15 protein-coding genes and 1 pseudogene are annotated in these 19,542 nt (G+C 64.5%); 4 read left to right on the top strand and 12 right to left on the bottom strand.

All coding sequences use genetic code 11. The features are described from left to right. Positions 1–10: 10 nt before the first annotated feature. From RAC97_RS02265 to RAC97_RS02305, 9 genes and pseudogenes are all read right to left on the bottom strand, one after another. The gene (locus RAC97_RS02265) at positions 11–742 is read right to left on the bottom strand and encodes a GntR family transcriptional regulator (RefSeq protein WP_375098100.1); all 732 of its coding nucleotides are present in this window, start codon (positions 740–742) and stop codon (positions 11–13) included. A gap of 139 nt (positions 743–881) precedes the next feature. Next, positions 882–2,261 carry an HET-C-related protein gene (locus RAC97_RS02270; protein ID WP_375098336.1) on the bottom strand — a complete coding sequence of 460 codons (1,380 nt, stop codon included), beginning with the start codon at positions 2,259–2,261 and terminating at the stop codon, positions 882–884. A 3-nt stretch (positions 2,262–2,264) separates the two neighbouring features. Further along, positions 2,265–2,456 (bottom strand): annotated as a pseudogene (locus RAC97_RS02275) (HET-C-related protein); the annotation flags it as partial. Continuing rightward, complete coding sequence (locus tag RAC97_RS02280; RefSeq protein ID WP_375098101.1) at positions 2,368–2,976, bottom strand: hypothetical protein; 609 nt, start codon at positions 2,974–2,976, stop codon at positions 2,368–2,370. The gene RAC97_RS02280 and the pseudogene RAC97_RS02275, both read right to left, overlap by 89 nt. A gap of 152 nt (positions 2,977–3,128) precedes the next feature. Beyond that, positions 3,129–5,165, bottom strand: a complete 2,037-nt coding sequence (locus RAC97_RS02285; RefSeq protein WP_375098102.1) for a PhoX family phosphatase — start codon at positions 5,163–5,165, stop codon at positions 3,129–3,131. A gap of 124 nt (positions 5,166–5,289) precedes the next feature. Beyond that, positions 5,290–9,822 carry a hemagglutinin repeat-containing protein gene (locus RAC97_RS02290; protein WP_375098103.1) on the bottom strand — a complete coding sequence of 1,511 codons (4,533 nt, stop codon included), beginning with the start codon at positions 9,820–9,822 and terminating at the stop codon, positions 5,290–5,292. 25 nt (positions 9,823–9,847) lie between these two features. After that, positions 9,848–11,539 carry a ShlB/FhaC/HecB family hemolysin secretion/activation protein gene (locus tag RAC97_RS02295; RefSeq protein ID WP_375098104.1) on the bottom strand — a complete coding sequence of 564 codons (1,692 nt, stop codon included), beginning with the start codon at positions 11,537–11,539 and terminating at the stop codon, positions 9,848–9,850. Between the two features lie 158 nt (positions 11,540–11,697). Continuing rightward, positions 11,698–12,255: a murein L,D-transpeptidase family protein gene (locus RAC97_RS02300; RefSeq protein WP_375098105.1), complete on the bottom strand. Its 558-nt coding sequence runs from the start codon at positions 12,253–12,255 to the stop codon at positions 11,698–11,700. 19 nt (positions 12,256–12,274) lie between these two features. After that, positions 12,275–12,829: an NUDIX hydrolase gene (locus tag RAC97_RS02305; protein WP_375098106.1), complete on the bottom strand. Its 555-nt coding sequence runs from the start codon at positions 12,827–12,829 to the stop codon at positions 12,275–12,277. A 139-nt stretch (positions 12,830–12,968) separates the two neighbouring features. Here RAC97_RS02305 and RAC97_RS02310 point away from each other — a divergent pair, with 139 nt between their 5' ends. The 4 genes from RAC97_RS02310 (at position 12,969) to purT (ending at position 15,653) form a co-directional block, all read left to right on the top strand. After that, a complete protein-coding gene (locus RAC97_RS02310) occupies positions 12,969–13,568 on the top strand; it encodes a CoA pyrophosphatase (protein ID WP_375098107.1) in 600 nt (199 codons plus the stop codon). 45 nt (positions 13,569–13,613) lie between these two features. Further along, positions 13,614–14,138, top strand: coding sequence for a gamma carbonic anhydrase family protein (locus tag RAC97_RS02315; protein WP_375098109.1), 525 nt, complete (start codon positions 13,614–13,616; stop codon positions 14,136–14,138). Next, on the top strand, positions 14,131–14,328 hold the full coding sequence (locus RAC97_RS02320; RefSeq protein ID WP_375098110.1) for a DUF1289 domain-containing protein: 198 nt from the start codon (positions 14,131–14,133) through the stop codon (positions 14,326–14,328). The genes RAC97_RS02315 and RAC97_RS02320 overlap by 8 nt, the downstream gene beginning before the upstream one ends. Positions 14,329–14,471: 143 nt before the next feature. Then, positions 14,472–15,653 (top strand): formate-dependent phosphoribosylglycinamide formyltransferase, encoded by a 1,182-nt coding sequence (gene purT / locus RAC97_RS02325; protein ID WP_375098111.1) that lies wholly within the window; start codon positions 14,472–14,474, stop codon positions 15,651–15,653. A gap of 98 nt (positions 15,654–15,751) precedes the next feature. On the opposite strand, the gene RAC97_RS02330 is transcribed toward purT, so the two are convergent. The 3 genes from RAC97_RS02330 to RAC97_RS02340 all read right to left on the bottom strand — a co-directional run bounded on the left by RAC97_RS02330 (position 15,752) and on the right by RAC97_RS02340 (position 19,441). Beyond that, complete coding sequence (locus tag RAC97_RS02330; RefSeq protein WP_375098112.1) at positions 15,752–17,056, bottom strand: MFS transporter; 1,305 nt, start codon at positions 17,054–17,056, stop codon at positions 15,752–15,754. Positions 17,057–17,404: 348 nt separating this feature from the next. Further along, a complete protein-coding gene (locus RAC97_RS02335) occupies positions 17,405–18,622 on the bottom strand; it encodes a transporter associated domain-containing protein (RefSeq protein ID WP_375098113.1) in 1,218 nt (405 codons plus the stop codon). A gap of 9 nt (positions 18,623–18,631) precedes the next feature. Continuing rightward, positions 18,632–19,441, bottom strand: coding sequence for an inner membrane protein YpjD (locus tag RAC97_RS02340; protein WP_375098114.1), 810 nt, complete (start codon positions 19,439–19,441; stop codon positions 18,632–18,634). Positions 19,442–19,542 lie beyond the last annotated feature (101 nt).

A 19,542-nucleotide genomic window follows, 5' to 3' on the forward strand; every position in this document is an offset into this window, starting at 1 on the left:
GGGCTCCGGTTCAGCGCCGCAGTTCGGCGACGAAGTCGTAGTAGTCGTTGCGGCAGTAGGTGTCGGTTACTTCGATGGGGGTGTTGTCGTCGAGGTAGCCGATACGGGTCATGAGCAGCATGGCGGTGCCGGGTTCGATACCGACCTGGGCGGCCAGTTCGGCGTCGGCGTTGATCGCGCGGATATGCTGAAGCGCCCGTACCACCGGTTTGCCGAGCTGGTCCAGGTGCTGGTAGAGCGAGTCGCCAACGGCTTGCGGGTCGCCGAGCAGGCGGGCGGGCAGGGTGCTGCATTCCACCGCCATGACGATGTCGTCGGCCTTGCGCAGGCGCTTGAGGCGCGCCACCTGGTCGGTGGGCGACAGCGCCAGGCGCACCAGTTCCTCGTTGCTCGGCGCGCCAATGCGGCGGTCGAGCCAGTGCGAGCTGGGTGTGAAGCCTTTCATGCGGAGCATTTCGCTGAAGCTGGAAAGGCGCGACAGCGGTTGTTCCAGGCGTGGGGTGATGAAGGTGCCAGAACCTTGGACCCGGCGTATCAGGCCCTGCTCGAGCAGGACTTCCAGGGCTTTGCGCGCAGTGACCCGCGAGAGTTCCAGTGCTTCGCTGAGGGTGCGCTCGGAAGGCAGCGCCTGCTCAGCGCTCCACTGCCCGGCATGAATGGCTTGTTCGAGGTTGCGGGCCAGTTGCAGGTACAGCGGCGTGGATGCGTTTTCGTCTGGGCGCAGCGCGTAAAGAGGGCTCATGGCAGCTTTTTCGCAAGGGAAGTTGCAGAAAAACTAATACCACTTAAATACCATGTCAATGCCACTTTGCCTGTTGCCGATTCATCGCGGGGCTTGCCCGCGATGAAAATGCTGTCGAGCTAATAGGGTGCAGGTGCTACTAGAAAGGAACGAAAGGGCTAGGCGGTGCATCGGCCATCTGCCAAAGGCTGACGTCGGTGAGCTGTTCGAGTTCGGTGAAATACGCCTCCATCTCCTTGAGCGCCTTGTCGATGTCTGCACTCAATTCACTCAGTTCAGCAGCCTGGAGAGTCCGTAGGGTTTCGAGCGACTTGCCCTGTTCGACTTTGTCCGGGTTTTCCGTCGCCCATTGCCCGACGATGATGTCCTGCCAATCGCTGTCATTGGGATGGCGGATGAGTTTCCTGGCGACTTTAAAGGGGTCTGGTGCGTCTTCCTTGCCTTGCCATCGGGCATGCATGGCCCGCCCGACGAGGGTAACGGCGTGGCGGGCCAGCAGTACCGCGAGTGTGTGGAACGGGTGTGTGTCGTGGTCCTTGGATAATTGCGAGTGGGTGGCCATGGCCGTGGGGTCGGTGTTGGGGTCGTTTTCCAGATGTACCTGTAGGTTGGCGATTTGGTCACCCGATAACTTCAGCAAGGGCTTTTTCACTTTGTTCAAGGCGTGGTGCAGGGAGTCCAGCGGTCTTTTGGCTTCCTTTACCCATTTGTAGAGCCAGTTGTTCTTGATCCTGTCCATGGCCTGCAGGTAGGCCTTGTACATTTCAAGTGCTATCGAGCCTTCGCCGTCGTCCAGCAAGATCAGGATCGCCTGTTCCTGGTCTGTGCGCTCGCCCGGCTCGAGGGCCTCATGTTCATCGTGCGTCGGGAATAGAATGTTTGCCAGTGGGTCGATCACGCTGTTGAGCACATCCAACGTAGAGAACATACCGGTGATAACCGGCCATTTATGCTTTGACTCTGCCGCAGACGCCACCTCCGGGACCCACACCAGGACCTCTTCATGGCCTTGCTTTCTCAGGCTCAGCTCGACGAAGTTCGAATGAGCGAAGTAGTCCTCGAGGATATGCAGTGCCTCACCGAAAAAGCGCATGCCTTCAGGGGTCGGGCCGGCCTCGCACGCGCTTTGCAGTTTCTTCTTCATGAAGGCGATGGGGCGTTGGATGTATCGCTTCATCGAGCTTTTGTACATGGTGGCGTTGAGCGGATCATCTGCAAACACCAACGCCTGGAAATCCGGGTCGATGCGCTTGGGGTTGACGGCTTCACGGTCCAGGGTGGTGGGGTTGTCGATGTGTTCGAATGGGCGATACACCCCGAGCATCTGCGGGACGACTTTGTAGTTCTGGCGCCCCTGTGGCGTTTTTTGAAGCGTGTGGAAGTCCTTCAGCGCGAGCAGGTCGACGATGCTGGTGAGTTGCTGGCGAGAGAGTCGCGGCACTGCTGCGTAGAGCAAATCCTTCGTCACTGACAAGGGCGATGCATCACCTTGCAGCCGAACGAGCTTGGGGTCGACCAACTGTGAAAAATCGCGCAACCAGTTGCCGAAGTAGATGCGTTTGCAATCCTCCTCCGAAAACCCGACATCCTTGAGGGCGATTTCAATGGACTCATGCCCGAAAGAATTATGGTTTTTTTTCCTCGCCCTTGCCCGAAACAAAAGCCACGGCAGTGGGGCGCTCGACCTTGGTAAGCAGCAACCGATGCTCGTCACCGGAGCGGGTGTAATGGGCGAATACCGTGTCACTTTCGATGGGGTTGGCATAGAACAGCAGGAACTCGGTGAATTGGGCTCCCAGGTCCGCCGGCGTCGACATGAGCGTTTGCGTTGCGTCATCGGCCTGGGCCTCGGCGAAGTAACCGCGAACCCGTGCATCGATGTACAGGGCGAACGCGGCAATCAGTGCCATCAGCAATTGCGCATTCTGCTCGGGGTATTCCAGGGTCAGGTCCAGTGCTTCGCGTTTAATATCGATGGACTGTGTCTGGGGATCGAAGACACAGAAATCGTCCTGGTCGTCCTTGATTCGAAGCGCTGGGCTGGCGACGGCTTCGGCCGCCAGGTCTTTGCGCAGCTTGACGAAAAGGCCAGGAGGCAGACTGCTGCCGAAGATCGGCCTGAGCAGCAGGGCAAAGGTCGCCGCGTCAAGCCGGGCCGCGATCTGGCTCAGGAGTTCCAGGGGCAGCGTGCAGGTCAGGCTGTCGGTGAGTGGTTCCGGGACGGAATCGTTCATGGTGGGTGCTCCACGGTTCAAGGCCTGTCAGCATGTGGCCTAGCGTGAGGCGGATTGAACGCTGGAATGCTGCCGTAGGAGGCATCGGTTCCCCTCCGGCTCAGGTGAGCGAGCGGCAGTCGCATTGGCTGCGGCGCCGCTCGCCTTGGCTGTCACAGGGTGCCGATTTCCCCACCATCATCGCGCTGGATCACCACGGTCGAGGCCCGGGGCCGTACTTTGCTGCCCGTTGGAGTGGCATCGGTGGCCTTGTCGGTGCTGGGCCAGTTGGCCGGGTGCTGGATATTGATGAACAGCGTCTTGTTGTCGGGGGTGAAAGCGATGCCGGTCACCTCGCAGCCATTGGGGCCGACGAAGAAGCGCCGCAGGTCGGCCTGATTCTGCGCACTGATCGGCACCTGCTTGCCGTTGGCGTCCGTCAGGGCCGTGGGAATCACCGCCAGCAACTGGTCGTTGGTATGACGGGCAACGCTCGCTTCGCTGTTGTCGGTTTCGAACCAGAGCACGCCGCGGCTATCGAACATCATGCCGTCGGGGCTGGCGAACTGGTTCAGCTCGGTGAGCCCCGAGCGGTTGATGTCAGGCGCGCCGTCGGCATTGGCGCCGAACACGAAGATGTCCCAGGTGAAGCGCAGATGGTCGTCGCTGTCATGCCAGCGAATGATATGGCCATGGCGGTTCGGGCCGTGGGGGTTGGCGGCGTTCACCTGCTCCGCGGTGCGGATGGTGTTGTTGGTCAGGGTCAGGTAGGCATCGCCGTTCAGCGGGTTCACGGCGGTCCATTCCGGGCGGTCCATGGGCGTTGCACCGAGCGCGTCGGCGGCGCCACGGGTGTTGATGATGATGCCCGGCAGGTCGCCGTACAGCGCGCCCAGGGTACTGCCATCGGTGGTGGCGCTGGTGCTGTCGAGCAGCAACCACGCACCGCTGCCGTCGCTGTCGAAGCGGGCCACGTAGAGCTTGCCATGGTCAAGGTACTTGGCACCGGTGGCCAGGCGGTCTGCCGGGTTGGCATCGGCGGGGTCCCATGGCGCATCGGAGACGAACTTGTAGAGGTATTCGTTGTTGGAGTCGTCGCCGCTGTACCACACCAGCGGTTTACCCGGCACCGCCAGGCCAGGGCAGCAGCCTTCGTGGCGAAAGCGCCCCAGGGCGGTGCGCTTCACCGCCCGGGTGGATGCATCGTAAGGGTCGATCTCGACGATGTAGCCAAAGGTGCTGGCCTCGTTGCGGTAGTCATCCAGGGCACTGGCGCCGCGGGGGGTTACGTCGAAGCGGGCGAACTCATCGTCCACTTCGCTGGTATCGCCAGCGGCGGTTTCCCAGCGGAACAAGGTGGTGCCGGTGCTCACGCCGATACGTTCCTGGTCGGCCGGGCGCTGGGCCTTGTTGATGAACACCAGCGGCCAGTTTTCCTCGCAGGTCAGGTAGGTGCCCCACGGGGTGTAGCCGTTGCCGCAGTTGTTGTTGGTACCGCGGGCTTGGGTACCGGTGGGCGAGAAGCGCGTCTTGACGTGCTCGGAGCCGCGCAAGGGGCCGGCGATGTCCATCAGCGAGGCGCTGGTGAAACGGCGGTTGAGCGGATCGTTGTGCATCACCTGCCAACGGCCATTGACCTTGCTCAGGCGCACCACGCCCACACCGTGGGCGTTGATCTCCTTGCGAACCTCTTCCGCCGGGCGCTTGCCATCGACCTGGGTCGGGCCGTTCGGGTGCAGGGCGTTGGGTTCGATGTATTCGAAGTTGATCGCCAGCAGGCCATCGTCGGCGCTGCCGTTGATCGGGAAGAAATGCATGCCGTCATGGTTCTGACCCATGGCGTTGGCCTGGTCGGCGGCGGTGTTGCTGCCGTCGGCCTGCCACGGCTGGGCGTGGTCGTTCAGCGGCGTACCCCAGGGCGCCAACACGTACGCGCTGTAGCCTGCTGCAATGGCGCAGCCGTCGGTACGGGAACCGGCGATGGATTTGAAGCCCAGCTTTGGCAGTGGCGGCTTGGGAGGCTGGGGCGGGGTGGTCTGCGAGGCGCTGTCGAAACAGCCCGCAAGGCCGGTGCTGGCGATCATCGCGATCGCCGCGCCGAGGCTGCCGCGCAACACGCTGCGCCGGCTCAGGTAGGCATCCATGACACTGGCCATTGGCAGGTTGCCGCTTGGGTTGCGGTCCAGGTTGTCGCCGGTCTCTCGACTCATCGGGGTGTCCTTGTATTGGCTGAGTGTGAGCGAACGGCGACTTTAAAACCTGCGTATGACGGTTATCTGACAAAAAGGTTAACAGGGTTTGAGTGAAGCGCAGGGCAGGCCTGCGCCCATTCGCTCAGTGCGGTTGTTTGCCCTGCACGCTGGAGGTCCACTGCTCGGTGCGGTTATGCCCGCTGGTACGCAACAGCCCGAGGTCCAGGGCGTTTTCTCCGCCGGCGCTGCCCTTGCCCTTGGCGATGTCGGCGATGGCAGTGCCCAGGTCCACTGGCGAGTTGGAAGCATCGACCGAGACATCGCGGCGATAGTCGCTACCGCTGAGGCCTGACCGGGTGACGCTGGCGGCGCGCAGGTCGACCTCGCCATTGACCGATTGCACCCGCGCGCCGACCAGCCGTGCCTCGCCAGCTACGTTCAGCTCGACCCCGTCGCTGCCCTTGAGGGTGGCCTGGTGGGCCACGGTGTCGCGTTGCTCATGGGACAGTTCGAGCTTGAAGGTGGGCGACAGGCCGGGCTCGGCTTTGCTGGCAACGGCACTTACCTTGTCGCTCAGTTCACCCTTGGCAGGCCCGGCCAGGGCGTCGACTGCATTGGCATAGCCTTGGGGATTCTTCTCCTGGCTCAGGCGGCCATCGGCGTTGACGCTCAGGTGGTCGACGCGGTCCTTGCGGCTGGCCAGCAGCAGGTCGCCACCGACGGTGCCGGTGATGTGCCCGGCCTCCAGGCCTGCGCCCTCGATGCGGGTATCGCCACGGCTTTGCAGGTCGATATGGTCGGCGCGCAGGGTGCTGGCGTTCCAGGTCTGGTCGTTGCGCTTGTCGAGGCCGACCTGCAGCCGCCCATGCAGGCCACGGGTGCCCGCTTCCGGGGTTTCACCGACCTTGAGGTTGAAGCCGGCGCCGGCAGTGATGTCGAGGTTGTCACGGTATGCCAGGTCGTCGGCTGCCTCGATACGCATGCCACCGTGGCTGGCGTTGAGCTCGATGCGCTGGGCCGAGGCCTGCACGCCTTCCAGGTGCAAGGCAACGTCCTGGCGGCCGGTGCTGTTCATGCGCAGTGTGCCGCGGGTGGCAATGTTGGCGTCGCTCGCCTTGCTGTCGCGCTCCTGTTGCTTGCCATGGGTGAAGTGCCCACCCAGCGCGCCGCCCTGGCTCGTGCCTTGCTGGACACCCAGCTCCAGGCCGCCGCCGAGCTTGCCGCCACTTGCCTCGGAGGTGTCGCGGGCAGCCTTGACCTGAAGCAGCCCGCCGCTGTCGAGTTGCACGCCGGCGACCGGCGCGTCGCGGCTGCCGATGCGGGTGCCTTCGAGCAGCAGGTCGTGGGCCGCGCCCAGGGTGACGCTGCCCTTGGCGTCGACCTGGGCTACCTGGGCGGTGCTGCTACTGGCTTGCTGCTGCTCGTGGTCCAGGTAACCGCGGGTATCGAGGCCGGTGCCGGTGGGGCGGTTGCCGCCCTTGGCCCAGGCGTTGCCATCCAGCTGCCGCGACTGCCTGGTGGTGTGCTCGGAAGCCTGCGCCAGGGTCAGCTTGCCTGCGCTGTGTATCGAGACATCGCCGACGCCCGAATCGATGCGCGTGCCCTCATAGACGCCGTCGCTGCCCAGTTGCACCTGGATGCCCTGCTGGCCGTAGAGGCTGCCGACGCGGGCGGTGTCGCTGGTGACCTGGCGATCGAGCGAGCCCCCCTTGCCCGACAGGCGTGCATTCACATCGCTGCCGGTGCTGGTATCGACCCGCGCATCGCCACCGAAGGCCAGGCGCTGCACCTGCTCGTGCTGTTGGTTTCGTGCAGCGTTCATGTGGTGTTGGTCGGCTGCGATACGCACGGTGCCCGTCCCTGCACGCCACGCGGTGCCTTCGTCCTGGATCCGGTTGGCCTTGACCAGCACCGAACCGCCGGACAACTCACTGACCTGGGCGAACCCGCGGCGCTGGTTTTCCAGGCGCTTGAGGTGGTCGACGGTCATTTCCGCACCGATGCTCGGTGGCGCCATGGCGTCCTCGGGCGAGGCCTGCTGGAAGCGCGCCGCCTCTTCGCCGAGCACCAGGCGCTCGATCGGTCGGGTCAGGTCGCGGTACTCCACGCTGGCGCCCAGGCTGGCCTGCCAGTCGCGGTTCTGCTGCTCGCGCTCGTGGATATTCTGCACGGCTCGGTTCTCGATGGTTTCGGCGTTGACTACCAGCTGCTCGCCGGCCTTGACCTTGGCGGCCTCGGTCACCAGTGCGCGAGTGTCGATACTCAGGTCGCCGCTGGCTGTGAGGGTGCTGCCCTGTACCTTGCTGTCGCGCTCGGCCACTTGGGCGAGGCGATCATGGCCTTCGAAAGCGCTACCGAGCCTGTCGATGCCGCCGGTCAATGCCAGGCCGCCGCCGCTCTGGCGACTCACGCTGTGCGTCTGTTGTTCGTCGCGGGTAGCGCCCAGGGTGAGCTGTGGTGCCTTGACGTCGAGGCGGCCTGCCGTGGCCTCGACGTGCGAGCCATTGACCTGCAGATGGGCAGCGCTGTCCAGGTCGACCGAGGCGCCCTTGAGCACGCTGGCGACCTGGGTGGTTTCGCTCATTTTCTCCTGGGTATTGGCCACTTGGTAGCCGACGCTGACCGTGTACTGCTTGGACTCCGGCTTGCCGTCCTGGGCCTGCTGGGTCTGCTTGGCACTGGTGCTCAGGCCCCGTTGGTGCGTGGTGGTGTCGCTGTCGTTGCGGACCTGGGCGCTGTCGATGCGCAGGTCGCCTTTGGCTTGGACCTGCAACTGCTTGCCGGCCTCGACCTTGGCACCCTGGATGCGCAGCTCCTCGGCACTGGCCAGGCGCAGGTTGCCGCTGGAGGCCACATCGCTGACCAGTACTTGCTGCTGGTCGGCGGTATGCTCGCGCTCGTTGGCGAACAGGCCGAACACCTTGCTGTTGCGGTTGCGTTCGGTCGAAGTGGACTGGCTGTGGTCGGCCTCGACCGTCAGGGCGCCCTTGTCGCTGTAGATCACCGCGTCGTCCTTGGCCATGACCTGGCTGCCCTTGACCGCGACCTGCTCGGCGAACACTTCCAGCTTGCCACCGGCGCTAACGGTGCTGCCGACCATGGACGTGTCCTTCAGGTCGGTATCCTTGTTCTCACCGAAGAAAGCACCCGATACCAGGTCGCCGCTGTAGTCCTTGCTGGTGCGGGTTTGCTGCTGGGTCGTGGTGGTGATTTCGAGCTGCTTGCCAGTCAAGCTCATGTCGCCTTGTGCAGTCACCTGGCTACCCTGCACCTTGAGGGTGTCACCGGCCTTGGCAACCACGGTGGCGCCGCTCAGTTCGCTGGGTTTGGCGGTTTCCTGGTAGTGCTCGGTGTCGCGGGTGCCGCGCCACAGGTGCTTGCGGTGGCGCACCTGTTCCTCGGTGCGCCGGCTTTCGATTCCTGCTTCGATATCCAGGCGCTGGGCGCTGTCCAGGCTCAGTTCCGCGCCGGCTTGCAACTGGCTGGCCACAAGCTTCATGTCGCCGCCCGATTTCAGGACGAGCCGGTCATCAGCCTGCAGGCGCGTGCTCTCCAGGGTGCGCTCGGTGTTGGTGCGCTGGCGGTCGTAGGTTTCGGTGGTGACGAACAGCCACTTCTTGTTCCATTTTTCCTGGTCGCGTTCGATGTTTTCCCGCTCCTCGGCGTCCAGGGTCAGCTTTTTACCGGCCTTGAGCTCGACCTTCCGGCCTTTGCCATGGGTGGCGCTGACATCCAGGTCTTCGGCAGCGGTGAGGACCAGGTCCCCCTGGGCACTGTGCAGATCGGCGACTTTGCCGGGGTTGCCGCTGATGTGCAGGTCGCCCGCCGAGGTAATGGCGACGCCATCACGGCCGCTGAGCTCTACCGCCCCTACGCGCACACCGGCCCCTTCGGCGGTGCTGATGATGCGAATACGTCCGGCATGCATGGCGCCGAACAGCTTGGCATCGATGCTCGACGGCGTGCCTGGCAGATGTTGCAGGACTTCCCCGCTGGTGGCGTCGAGCAGGTTATTCCCGGCCGTGATGTTCAGGTCGTCCTTGGCGCGCAGTGGGCCTTGGCTGTCAATGCGTGGGGCGATCAGCTCCAGCGCCCCGGACGAGTTGCTCTGGCCATTGCCCAGTACTGTCAGGCTGCCGTCGGCATTGAGGGTGTCGAGAAAACGCAATTGCTGCTCCTGGATCTGCGGTGTACCGACGACGAAGCCGGCCCGTGTGGTGTTGATGAAGCTGCCACCGTTGAGGGTGATGCCGTTGGGGTTGGCGAGGATGTAGTCGGCAGGGCGGCCGAAGATTTCCTGGGGGCCTTCGATTCGCGAAGCGTTGCGGCTGACCACTTCATTGAGGATGGTCGAGGCCGCATGGCCCTGGAACTGCGGGTTGGCGGCCAGTGCTCCGGCCAGTTGCGACTGGCCGGCTTGCAGCGAGTTGTTCAGCACCACGCCGGCCTGGCCTACGTTGTAGTCGAGGTACTGGTTGTGGGAGAGCCCGGCGGCGTTGGGCGGCACGATGCCAATCACCGGGATGCCGTGGCTGTCGCTGATCAGCGGCGTGCCTCCGGGGCCGGGTGTCGGCTGGAGGCCTGCATTGGCCAGCAACGGTGGAGAGGCGCCCAGGATGGCGAGAAACACTGCCCAGCGCAGGGTGTCGGGACGTATCGATGGGTTTGTATTCACGTTGTTTTCTCTTTTGTTGGGTGAATCACAGGGTCAGAGTCCAATCCAGCACCCAGAAACCACGCTCCAGGGCCTTGCGCGGCTGCTCGCTGTCATGCAAGGGGCGTTGGTAGTCCAGGCGCAATCGGGTGTCGGGGCGGCTTAGCTCGACGCCCAGTGCTGCGCCCGCCAGGCGATGTGGCGTGCGGTGGCCGGAGGCGCGCAGTTCGCTGTAGCGACCCCAGCCGAGGTCCAGGCCCAGGTGCGGGCGGATCTCCACGGGCATGGGTAGCCCCAGGGCGTGGCTGAAGGTGTTGCGCCATACCGCGCCGCTGGCCCCGCTCAGCAGTTGCTGGCGAAAGCCGCGCACGGCCTGGTCCTCGGTCAGCAACATCTGTTCGATGGCCGGCAGCAGGTGAGGGCTGTATTGCAGGTTCAACTCGCTGGCCCAATGCCAAGGCCGCTGCGGTGGGCCGCTGCGCAGGTGCGTGAGGCTGGCGCGGTACTTGCGAAAGCGCGGCTGCGGGGCGAAACGGGCGAGAGGTTCGCGGTCGGCACTGAACCAGCCGAGGCCTTGCGACAGGCCGATATAGCCCATCCACAGGCCATCGCCGAGCCACAGCAGGTTGGCGCCGGCTTCCAGGGTGGTGAGTGTCGCGCTCTGTTGGAAAAGCCGCTGATCGTCGATGTAGTTGTCCAGGCGCTTGTGCGCCAACTGCAGGCTGCTGCCCAGGCGGCCCTGTGCGTTGCGCCAGAGCAGGCGCTCAACGTTCAGACCGACGAGATGGGCGCTGCCACTGTTGGTATGGCGACCTCCGGGCAAAGGCGATTGGTAGGTGGCGTGGCTGGCGTTGAGGTTGAAGCTCCAGGGCCCGTAGGGCAGGCCGTAAGAGAGGCTGGTACCGAGCATTTGGCCGGGGGCGTGGAACACCGGAGTCATCAGCGACAGCCGCAGGTCGTCGTTCAGGCCCAGGGGGCTGTCCAGTCCCAAACCGAGGTTCAGGCGGTGACGGCCCGTAAGGTCACTGCCACGGTTGTCCAGGCGGCTTTCCAGATGCCAGCGTGATGGCGCTGGGCGTTGCGAGCGGAGTACCACCCGCGTGCCGCCCGGCGCTTCGCCAGGCAGCAGGTCAAGGCCCAGGTCGAAGGTGCGCAGGCGGTTGAGCTGGTCGAGCCCCTGGTCGAAGTCGGGCAGATACAGCGGCTGGCCGAGCAGGCCGGGGAAGGCGCCGTGCAGCGAGAGCGGCAGGTCGTCCTGCAGCTCGATGGACTCGACGAAGCCCTCGACGATGACGATGGACAGCGGCTCGCCTGGCTCGGGCGTGCGGGCCAGGTAGGGGCGGCTCATCGGGTAGCCGGCATGCACGTAGTGCTCGGTGATGGCCTTGAGCAGCGCGTTGATGTCGTTTTTGCTCATGCAGGAACGCAACAGGGGCTGCAGCGCCTGCTCGAGCACGGAGGTGGCGAGCAGTCGGTTACCGGTGAGGCGCACGCCGGGGAGGGCCCAGCAGGGCGCTTCGCGGGGGGCGGTTTGTGTGGTGGGGGCGACTGAGGCCGGTTGTGCGCGCTGTTGCCAGCGTTCCAGGCGTTGCTGCTGCTCAAGGTGGTTCAGCTGGCGTTGCTGGTCACGCAGTTGGGTACTGCCGGGGTCGCTGGCGGTGGCGGCGCAGGGCGATAACAGGGCGGCAAGCAAGCCGACCGTGCTCGTTCGGGCGGTAGGGAAAAGCGGTATCCGCATGGGAAGAATCCACGAAGCTTGTACGGTTGAGGTACTCGACTCGGTGGATTCTAGGAATGTGGGGCGCTGCTTGGATGCGGTCCAGTGCCCGGACTCGGGTCAGGGAATTTTCTGAATTGTGTAGGGGAATTCTCGTGCGTTGCGCAGAAAGTAGGACCCTACGGACGGATCTCGATCAGCGTACCGTCCTTGACCATGCTCCAGACCTCGCGCATGTCGCTGTTGCGCATGGCGATGCAGCCTTCGGTCCAGTCCAGGGTGTGGAAGTACCACTCCGGGTATTCCTCGTCGATCGGCGTGCCGTGGATCATGATCATGCTGCCGGGGTTGCGCCCCTCACGGCGTGCCGTGGCGGCGTCGCTGATGTTCGGGTAGGAGATGTGCATGGACAGGTTGTAGCGGTCGCTGGTCTTGCGCCAGTCGAGCCAGTAGAAGCCTTCGGGGGTCTTCATGTCGCCCTCGCGCTCTTTGTGCCCCTTGGGCTGCTTGCCCAGCGAGATGCGGTAGGTTTTCAGCGGCTCGCCCCGGCTGATCAGTTGCAGACGGCGCTCGGACTTGATCACCAGCACCTTGTCGATCAGCGGCTGGGTGGCGGTGGTGACGGATGAGGAGCGCTCCGGCTTGCCCGGCTGCGGGTTGCGGATGATGGTCTCGGTAAAGGCCGCCTGGGACAGCGAGGCGACGCCAAGGCAGAGGAGAGCGAGCAACCAACGCATGAAAACCGTATCCCTGAAACTAGGAGGTGGACGACGAGACGTTCATCGGCGGCAGGTATTCATGGCCTACGGGGTACTGCTGTCCGATGCGGTCGCGATAATAGCATTCTAGTGTGCGAGTGATGGTGCGGAACGCCAGTTGCTCCCACGGTATCTCGTGCTCCTCGAACAGCCGCACCTCCAGGCTCTCGACGCCAACGGCGAAGTCCAGGTCGGCAAGCTCGGCCCGGAAGAACACGTGCACATGGTTGATGTGCGGGATGTCGAACAGCTGGTACAGGCTCAGCGGCCCTAGCCGTGCGCAGGCTTCCTCGACCGTTTCGCGACGAGCGGCCTGGTCCATCGTCTCGCCGTTCTCCATGAATCCGGCCGGCAGCGTCCAGAAGCCACGGCGTGGCTCGATGGCCCGGCGGCACAGCAGCACTTGGGTGCCCCAGGTGGGCAGCACCCCTGCGACGATGTTGGGGTTCTGGTAATGGATGGTCTGGCAGTGATCGCAAACGTATCGTGGGCGGCTGTCGCCCTCGGGAACCCGCTGGATGACCGGTTGGCCGCACGCGCTGCAGAATTTCATGCTTTTCTTCCTTATGGACCCGGCTATCTTGGCGCGGCCGGCGCCTTGCCCGCAAGCGCCCAGGGCTTGGGTGCCCCGCGGCTTTGGTGCATCATGCATGGCAGCCCTTGGAATCAGCCCCTGGAATCGAGAGTGCGTAATGCTGGACGAGCTTCTTCGCCGAATGAGCAACCATACCCCCGCGTCGCTGGAGACGGATCACCGTTTCCCGGAGGCCGCGGTGCTGCTGCCCATTACCCGTAGCGAAGAGCCGGAACTGGTGCTGACCCTGCGTGCCAAGGGGCTTTCCACCCATGGTGGCGAAGTGGCCTTTCCCGGCGGGCGCCGCGACCCGGAAGACCCGGACCTGGTGTTCACCGCGCTGCGCGAGGCCGAGGAAGAGATCGGCCTGCCGCCAGGGCTGGTCGAGGTGCTCGGTCCGCTCAGCCCGCTGATTTCCCTGCACGGCCTGAAGGTGACGCCATTCGTCGGGTTGATTCCCGACTACGTCGAGTACCACGCCAACGATGCCGAAATCGCCGCGGTATTCACCGTGCCGCTGGCCTTCTTCCGCCAGGACCCGCGCGACCATACCCACCGTATCGACTACCAGGGCCGCAGTTGGTACGTGCCCAGCTACCGCTACGGCGAATACAAGATCTGGGGGCTGTCGGCGATCATGATCGTCGAGCTGGTCAACTTGCTGTACGACGCTGGCATCAGCCTGCACCAGCCCCCCGAGCGTTTCATCCAGATCTGAGTGGGGCCAACCCCGCCGCCTGCGTTCAACCGTGAGGAGCGACATATGAAATACCGCCTGGGCGACCTGCGCGTCGAAGCCCACCCCACCAGTTGGGCCGCGCCCAACGCCACGCTGATCGGCAAGGTGCGCCTGCAGGCGCGTGCCAGCGTGTGGTTCGGCGCGGTGCTGCGCGGCGACAACGAGCTGATCGACATCGGCGAGGACAGCAACGTGCAGGACGGCACGGTGATGCACACCGACATGGGCGTGCCGCTGACCCTTGGCAAAGGTGTGACTGTCGGCCACAACGCCATGCTGCATGGCTGCACGGTGGGCGACTACAGCCTGGTGGGCATCAATGCGGTGATCCTCAACGGCGCGCGCATCGGCAAGCATTGCATCATCGGCGCCAATGCGCTGATCGCCGAAGGCAAGGAAATTCCCGACGGCTCATTGGTAATGGGGTCGCCGGGCAAGGTGGTGCGCGAGCTGACCGACGCGCAGAAGCGCATGCTCGAAGCCAGTGCCGCGCACTATGTGCACAACGCCCAGCGCTATGCGCGTGACCTGGTGGCCGATGATGAGTGACCAGGAGCGCCCGGTGGCCTCGCCTTGCGTCAACGTATGTGCGCTGGACGAGCAGGACGTGTGCATCGGTTGCCAGCGCACCGTTCAGGAGATCACCCACTGGGCGCGCATGGACAACCCGCAGCGCCGCCGGGTGTTGCAGCAGTGCCATGAGCGGGCGCGGTCGGCAGGGTTGGTCATCCAGCTGTAGACCCTGGCAGCGGCCTGCCTGCGATGCGGTCACCACCTCTGCCCCGGTTCGCGGGCAAGCCCGCGCCTACAGGGAGCAGCGCTGCCCTGCTGGTCGGTGTAGAATATCGCTCTTTTTTTCGGCAGCGCCTTCGAGGACCTGAAATGACCCGTATCGGAACCCCATTGTCGCCCACCGCGACCCGTGTATTGCTGTGCGGCTGCGGCGAGCTGGGCAAGGAAGTGGTGATCGAGCTGCAGCGCCTGGGTGTCGAGGTGATTGCCGTGGACCGCTACGCCAACGCCCCGGCCATGCAGGTCGCGCACCGCAGCCATGTCATCAACATGCTCGACGGCGTGGCCCTGCGCGCGGTGATCGAGGCCGAGAAGCCGCACTACATCGTGCCGGAAATCGAAGCCATCGCCACCGCCACCCTGGTTGAGCTGGAGAACGAAGGCTTCAACGTGGTGCCAACGGCCCGTGCCACCCAGCTGACCATGAACCGCGAAGGCATTCGCCGCCTGGCCGCCGAAGAGCTGGACTTGCCCACCTCGCCGTACCACTTCGCCGATACCTTCGAAGACTATTCCAAGGCCGTCGCCGACCTGGGCTACCCGTGCGTGGTCAAGCCGGTGATGAGCTCCTCGGGCAAGGGCCAGAGCCTGCTGCGCAGCGCCGACGACCTGCAGAAGGCCTGGGCCTACGCCCAGGAGGGCGGCCGTGCGGGCAAGGGGCGGGTGATCATCGAAGGCTTCATCGACTTCGAATATGAAATCACCCTGCTGACCGTGCGACATGTGGGCGGCACCACGTTCCTGCAGCCCGTCGGCCACCGTCAGGAGAAGGGCGACTACCAGGAGTCGTGGCAGCCCCAGGCCATGAGCGAGAAGGCCCTGGCCGAGTCGCAGCGCGTGGCCCAGGCGGTCACCGATGCGTTGGGCGGTCGCGGCCTGTTCGGCGTCGAGCTGTTCGTCAAGGGCGACCAGGTGTGGTTCAGCGAAGTCTCGCCGCGCCCCCACGACACTGGCCTAGTGACCCTGATTTCCCAGGACCTGTCGCAATTCGCCCTGCACGCCCGCGCCATTCTCGGCCTGCCGATCCCGGTGGTGCGCCAGTTCGGCCCGTCGGCGTCGGCGGTGATCCTGCCGCAAGGCAACTCGCAGCAGACCGCCTTTGCCAACCTGGGGGCAGCCCTGAGCGAGCCGGACACCGCCATTCGCCTGTTCGGCAAGCCGGAAATCGCCGGCCAGCGCCGCATGGGCGTATGCCTGGCGCGTGACGAGTCGATCGAGGCCGCACGGGCCAAGGCGACCCGCGCTTCGCAAGCGGTGAAGGTTGAGTTCTGATGCATTAAGGGGCCGTGACGGCCCCCTGTGGGAGCGGGTAAACCCGCTCCCACAGGTTCTGCGCTAGGCCGCCGCTGTATTACGTCGGCCTCTATCCGCTACAGCGAAGTGTCGCGCGTTTCCTTCAGGCACAGCACGGCAATCAGGCTAAGCACCGCCGCCGCCGATACATAGCCCCCCACCCAGCTCAAACCACCCATGCTCACCAGCTTCTGGGCAAAGAACGGTGCCGCCGAGGCGCCGACAATACCGCCCAGGTTGTAGGCCGCCGAGGCCCCGGTGTAGCGCACGTGGGTCGGAAACAGCTCAGGCAGCAGCGCGCCCATGGGGGCGAAGGTGATGCCCATCAGGAACAGCTCGATCGCCAGGAACAACGCCACGCCCGTGGTCGAGCCCGAGGTCAGCAGCGGCTCCATGGTAAAGCCCGATGCCACTGCCAGCAGGCCGCCGACGATCAGTACCGGCTTGCGCCCGTAGCGGTCGCTCAACCAGGCCGACAGCGGTGTAGCCAGGGCCATGAAGACCACCGCGAAGCACAGCATGCCGAGGAAGCTTTCGCGGCTGTAGCCCAGGGTCGACACGCCATAGCTCAGCGAAAACACCGTCGAGATATAGAACAGCGCGTAGCACACCACCATGGCACCAGCGCCCAGCAGGGTCGGCACCCAATATTGGCGAAACAGCTCCACCACCGGCATCTTCACCCGCTCTTTGCGTGCCACGGCCTTGGCGAACACCGGGCTTTCTTCGAGCTTCAGGCGCACATACAGGCCAACCAGCACCAGGGCGGCGCTGAGCAGGAACGGAATGCGCCAGCCCCACTCGCGGAACTGCTCGTCGCTGAGCACCAGGGCCAGGGTCAGGAACAGGCCGTTGGCCGCCAGGAAACCGATCGATGGGCCCAACTGCGGGAACATGCCGAACCAGGCACGTTTGCCCTTCGGGGCATTTTCGGTGGCCAGCAAGGCTGCGCCACCCCATTCGCCACCCAGCCCCAGGCCCTGGCCGAAGCGCAGCACGCAGAGGATGATCGGCGCCCAGACGCCGATGCTGTCATAGCCCGGCAGCACACCGATCAGCGTGGTAGACACACCCATCAGCAGCAACGAGGCCACCAGGGTGGACTTGCGCCCGATGCGGTCGCCGAAATGGCCGAACAATGCCGAGCCCAGGGGCCGGGCGAGGAAGGCGATACCGAAGGTGAGGAAGGCCGCGAGCATCTGCGCGGTGCCGGAGCCGGAGGGGAAGAACACCGGGCCGATCACCAGCGCGGCGGCGGTGGCGTAGACGTAGAAGTCGTAGAACTCGATGGCGGTGCCGATGAAGCTTGCGGTGGCTACCCGGGTAGGCGAGTTGGTGGGGGTGGACGGAGTGTCGTCGGCGTAGGTACTGCTGGTGGTCATGCGTAGGTCCCTGACAGTCGTTCGCCCCAGGCTCGTTGAAGCGCGGGCCGGGGCATATTGTTGTTGGTCGTCCGACTGACGATAGCCCATGGAGGATGGGGGCGGGGAGCGCGGGCTGGTCGGGGTGTGACGCAGTGCCGCGAAGCGTATCAGTGGGACGGACTGGCCGTGGGGCGCCGGGTGCGGGTAGCAGGCGGGACGGCGGGGCTGGGTAAGCTTGGCGAGTATATAGCGTGGTGTTTCACAAATACGACCATAATTCGCGGCGCTTTTTGCACGCAGGCTGCGTTGCCACGCCGAGCGCAAAAATCACTCGCGAATTATGGGTCGTATGTGCAACCCACCCCACTAGCGGCTAATGGACCACACCAGCACCTTGCTGGCGCGATTGTCCTCGGTTTCGAGAATTTCCATGCGGTAACGGCCGATTTTCAGGCATACCGCACTTTCCGGAATGCTTTCCAGTGCTTCGGTAACCAGGCCGTTGAGGGTCTTCGGGCCGCCGTCGCAAGGCAGGTGCCAGCCCAGGCTGCGGTTCAGCTCGCGCAGCGAGGCGGGGCCGTCGATTACGAAGCGGCCGTCGGGCTGCGGGTGGATGTGCGGATTGTCCAGGCTGTGCTCGTCTTCGAACTCGCCAACGATTTCTTCGAGGATGTCTTCCAGGGTGACGATGCCCTGCACCTCGCCATATTCGTCGACCACCACGCCCAGGCGCCGCTGCTGCTTGTGGAAGTTCAGCAGTTGCAGTTGCAGGGGTGTGCTTTCGGGGACGAAGTACGGCTCGTAGCAGGCCGCTTGCAGTTGCTCGAGGGTCAGTTCGGCGCGTGGCAGCAGGTGGCTGATGAGCTTGGTGTTGAGCACCGCTTCGACCTGGTTGATGTCGTTGTGATACACCGGCAGGCGGGTATGACGGCTGACGATCAACTGCTCGATGATGCGTTCGATCGGCTCGTCCAGGTTGACGCCATCTACCTCGTTGCGCGGGACCAGGATGTCGTTGACGGTGACCTTGTCCAGTGCCTGGAGGCCCTGGAACAGGCCATTGCCCTGGGGCGCACGGTCGTTGTCTTCATCCTCGTCGAGCGCTTGCTGCGGGTGCAACGGTACCGCGTAGGGCTGGCCACGGAATGGCCGCAGGACCAGCTTGGCAATGCCGTCCAGCAGGTAGGCCAGCGGTTGCAGGGCCATCAACGGCAGCTTCAGCAGGCTGCCACCGAGGCTCACAAGGGCCTGCGGGTTGCGCCGTGCCAGGCGACGGGGCAGGTATTCGGTGAGCACCAGCAGCGTCAGGACGGCTGCCAGCCCGGCCAGCCAGAAACCCTGTTCGCCACTGTGGCGCTGACCGAGCAGGCAGGCCAACCCCAGCACCAGCCATTTGCCGAGGCTGGCGCAGAGCACCAGGGCCTGGGCCGGCAGGGAAGGGGTGTCGGGCTCGGTGGGGCGGCTGTGGCCGTTGTTGTGCCCGTTGAGTTGCTGGCGGGCGGCATCGACGGCACTGAACAGCAACGACCAGAGCAGCGCCAGTACCAGGGTGCCGAGCAGGGGGGCGTACGGCGGCGTATCCATGGTCGTCCGTCAGATATGCAGGATGAATTCGCGGACCAGCTTGCTGCCGAAGTAGGCCAGCATCAGCAGGCAGAAACCAGCGAGGGTCCAGCGGATCGCCTTGTGGCCACGCCAGCCCAGTCGGGTGCGGCCCCACAGCAGCACGCTGAAGACCACCCAGGCCAGGCAGGCCAGGGAGGTCTTGTGCACCAGGTGCTGGGCGAACAGGTTTTCCAGGAACAACCAGCCGGACAGCAGCGACAGCGACAGCAGCACCCAGCCGGCCCAGAGGAAGCCGAACAGCAGGCTTTCCATGGTCTGCAGGGGAGGGAAGTTGCGAATCAGGCCGGAGGGGTGCTTGTGCTTGAGCTGGTGGTCCTGCAACAGCAGCAGCAGGGCCTGGAACACCGCGATGGTAAAGACCCCGTAGGCCAGGATCGACAGCAGGATATGCGCAAGGATTCCCGGTTCCTCGTTGATCAAGGGCACCGTGCCGGCGGGCGCGAACTGCGACAGCAGCGCTGTCACTGCACCGAGCGGGAACAGCAGCACCAGCAGGTTTTCCACCGGAATGCTCAGGCAGGCGAGCAAGGTCAGGGCGATCACCGCCGCAGCGATCAGGCTGGCGGCGCTGAAGAAGTCGAGGCTCAGGCCCATCGGCGTAAGCAACTGGAAGAACAAGGCGGTCGACTGACCTAGTACGGCAATGACGCCCAGCAGGCCGAGCAGCCGTTTATCGGCTTTTACGCCTTGCGCCAGGCGCGCGCCCTGGAAGGCGGTGGCGGCAATATAAAGCATGGCCGCGAGCAGGTTGGGGATGAGGCTGGGTGAGGAGAGCATAGGTCCAGTCAGGCGAGCCCTTAAAGGGAGTGAGTGTGGCATAGAACGCGGTGGGCAAGGAAGACTGCGAAATCGTGCCGGCCGGCGCACAAGGTGTGCGC

The organism is Pseudomonas sp. LS_2 (assembly GCF_042709235.1).
GTDB lineage: Bacteria > Pseudomonadota > Gammaproteobacteria > Pseudomonadales > Pseudomonadaceae > Aquipseudomonas.